The 2,792-nt window shown below is 73.3% G+C and carries 3 protein-coding genes; 2 read left to right on the top strand and 1 reads right to left on the bottom strand.

Translation table 11 applies throughout. From position 1 onward, the window contains the following. The first annotated feature begins 245 nt into the window (after positions 1–245). Positions 246–1,217 carry a nucleoside triphosphate pyrophosphohydrolase gene (locus ACSNOH_RS34295; RefSeq protein WP_436725361.1) on the top strand — a complete coding sequence of 324 codons (972 nt, stop codon included), beginning with the start codon at positions 246–248 and terminating at the stop codon, positions 1,215–1,217. A 141-nt stretch (positions 1,218–1,358) separates the two neighbouring features. Here the strand turns inward: ACSNOH_RS34295 and ACSNOH_RS34290 are convergent, their stop codons facing one another. Next, entirely contained in the window at positions 1,359–2,123 is a 765-nt protein-coding gene (locus ACSNOH_RS34290; RefSeq protein WP_436725360.1) for a hypothetical protein, read from the bottom strand. Between the two features lie 138 nt (positions 2,124–2,261). Between ACSNOH_RS34290 and ACSNOH_RS34285 the strand changes: the two genes are divergently transcribed. Then, the gene (locus ACSNOH_RS34285; RefSeq protein ID WP_436725359.1) at positions 2,262–2,723 is read left to right on the top strand and encodes a DUF6479 family protein; all 462 of its coding nucleotides are present in this window, start codon (positions 2,262–2,264) and stop codon (positions 2,721–2,723) included. Positions 2,724–2,792: the final 69 nt, after the last annotated feature.

Here is a 2,792-nt window from a genome sequence, read left to right as displayed (position 1 = left end):
CGCCCTGCACGTGAACGTGAACCCGCGCTACGGCGTGTGGGACGGCAAGCGCGGCACCGCGCAGACGGCGCTGGAGCCGTGGCTGCGGTCCGCGGCGGGCGCGGCGGCCGACCGGCCGGCTTGAGCCGGAGACGCCCCGGACGCCCCGGACGCACCAGACGCCCCGGACGCACCCCGGCCCGGGCCCGGCGTGAGTCCGTCGCCCGGCGGAGCCGTCCGGGTCGCGGTCGCCTAGGCTCGGCGGTGTGAACGACTCCGCCGACTCCGCACCGGGCCGCATCGTCCTGCTCACCACCAGCCACCGGGTCGCCCCGGGGCTGCTGTCCTGGCCCGCGTGGCAGGCCCTCCGCGCCGCCGACCGGGTGCTGTGCGCCGACGCCGGCCACCCGCAGCTGCCGTATCTGCGGGAGGCCGGCATCGAGGTCGAGCACGGCTCCGCCACGGCCCGCGAGCTGGTCGACTTCTGCGCGAGCGGGCGGCGCAGCGCCGTCGTCCTCACCTCCGCCGAGGGCGACTCCGTGCTCACCGACGGCCTCGCCCGGCTCGCCGGCTCCGGCCGCGAGACGATGCCGGCGCTGGAGCTGCTGCCCGGTTCGTACGACCTCCCCGGGGCGCGCCTGCTGGACCTGGTGCAGGTCATGGACCGGATCCGGGTGGCCTGCCCGTGGAGCGGGATCCGTACGCACGAGGACCTCGCGAAGTACGCCCTGGAGGAGACGTACGAGCTCCTGGAGGCGATCGAGACGGGGGACCGGGAGGCGCTGCGGGAGGAACTGGGCGACGTCCTGCTGCAGGTCGTCTTCCACGCGCGGATCGCGCAGGACGACCCGGACGCGCCGTTCTCCGTCGACGACGTCGCCGGTGAGATCGTCGACAAGCTCATCCACCGGCACCCGCACGTCTTCGGCGAGGAGTCCGCGGAGACCCCGGAGGACGTCCGGGCGCACTGGATGCGGACGAAGGCCGAGGAGAAGGGGCGCGAGTCGGTGACCGAGGGCGTCCCGCTCGGCCAGCCGGCGCTCGCCCTCGCGGCGAAGCTCGCCTCCCGGGCCCGCTCGCAGGGCCTGGACGTCCCCGTCCCCCCGGGCGACGGCATCGGCTACGAACTGCTCGCCCTGGCCGTACGGGCCGAGGCGTCGGGCATCGAACCGGAGACGGCGCTGCGGGCGGCGGCGCGCACGTACCGCGACGCGATCCGCTCCGCGGAGGGTTTTTAAGGGTACGTACGGCCATGGCCGGTCCGGCACCGCCGGGTGCCGCCGCCGTGGCTGAGCGCCGTTGCGGCGGGTCTTCTTGCCTGCGGCAAGACGCATGGGCGAACGGGGCGCCCGAACAGCAAAGGGGCCCCGCCCTCGTCCTCAGGCCGTCTTCGCTGCCGCCGCCGTCAGCTTCTCCGCGGCCTTGGCCAGGGCCTTGCCGAACGCCTCCTTGCCGCGGTCCCCGTGGTCGCTGTAGTTGTTCAGCACCGTCGTGATCGCGCCGTGGCTGCGGACCGTGCCGAGGTCGAAGTCCATCTGCATGTTGCCCGAGACGACGGTCACCGCGTAGGAGACCGACTCGTCGCCGTACGTCTGCTGCTGCCCGGCGGGCTTCTTCACCTTCACCGTGGCCTTCTTGCCGCTGTCCTTGGCGTCGAAGGAAGCGCACTTCTCGACCGCGGTCCGCAGCCCGGCCATGGCCTTCTCGGCCTGCGCCCGCTCGTAGCCGCTGACGTCCTGGGCCACGGTCGTCTGATCGCCCTTCTTGGTGAAGACCACCTGGGCGTTCGCCTTGTGGTCCTCCTCCAGCCGGCCCGTGTTGAGGACGGTGGTGATCGGCGCGCACTCGGGGCGGGAGCCGTTGGTGATCTGCTCCTCCCCGCCGCCCTGCGACTTGTCCAGGCCCGTGTTCGGCTCCAGCTTCCAGCCGGCCGGCAGGTCCGCGAGGGCGACGAGCGCCTGCTGGGCCTGGTCGGCCGTGATGGAGGCGGGCGCCGCGGGCGCGGAGGCCGCGCCCTTGTCCTTCTTTCCGGAGTCCGCGCTCTTACCGGAGGCGGAGCCGGAGCCGCCGTCGCAGGCGGCCAGCAGCAGCGACGAGGCGGCGACCAGGGCCGCGAGGGCGACCCGGCGGGGGCGAACGTGCACAGGGGTTCCTTTGCGCAGAGAGACCGAAATGATCAAATTCGAACGTAAGTATGCACACCGTGGTGCCGCCCTCACGCTCGGGCACCCGTTCGGCCTACGGACCGTCTTGTCCGGGCGGAGGGCGGGTACCCGCATGGCATGCGCATTCAGTACGTACACCTCGCCGGCCCCGCAGACCTCACCGACCTCGCCGCCCCGCACTGGGCCGGCGGGATCGTCCAGTTCATCGTGGGCCTCTTCGTCGTCGCCCTGCTGATCGTGGCCGTGGTCAAGGGCTTCCGGAAGCGCGACCAGGAACCGCCCCCGCCGTCGCAGCCGCAGCGCAGGCAGGGCGCCTGGCAGACCCGGCAGGAGCACGACACCGGCCCCACCTCGCCCGACCACGGCCCGGGCCACAACGACGACGAGGAGAACAGGGTCGGCTACATCACCGAGCACCGCGAGGCGGACGAACTGCACCCCGAGGCCAATGGGGAGCGGGTGCTTCCGCACGAGGTCCGCAACCCCGGCAGCCATCCGGAGGAGCCCTCCGAGGAGCGGAAGAAGTGGAACCCGGGCGGCAGCGGCGGCTTCGGCAGCGGCGGCTCCGGCCACCACTGAGCCGCCCCGTCACGCCCCTAGTAGCGTCAAGGGGTGCACGGGGGCGTGCTCGCGCAGCCAGGCGTACGC

The sequence above is a fragment of the Streptomyces sp. URMC 127 genome, from assembly GCF_051386535.1.
Classification (GTDB): Bacteria; Actinomycetota; Actinomycetes; order Streptomycetales; family Streptomycetaceae; genus Streptomyces.
The sequence above is the reverse complement of the archived record's forward strand: the minus strand, read 5'-3'. Positions and strand labels throughout refer to the sequence as shown.

Excerpts from the sequence above, each read along its gene's own strand:
- ACSNOH_RS34285 (WP_436725359.1), top strand. The coding sequence starts at position 2,262 with ATGCGCATTCAGTACGTACACCTCGCCGGCCCCGCAGACCTCACCGAC.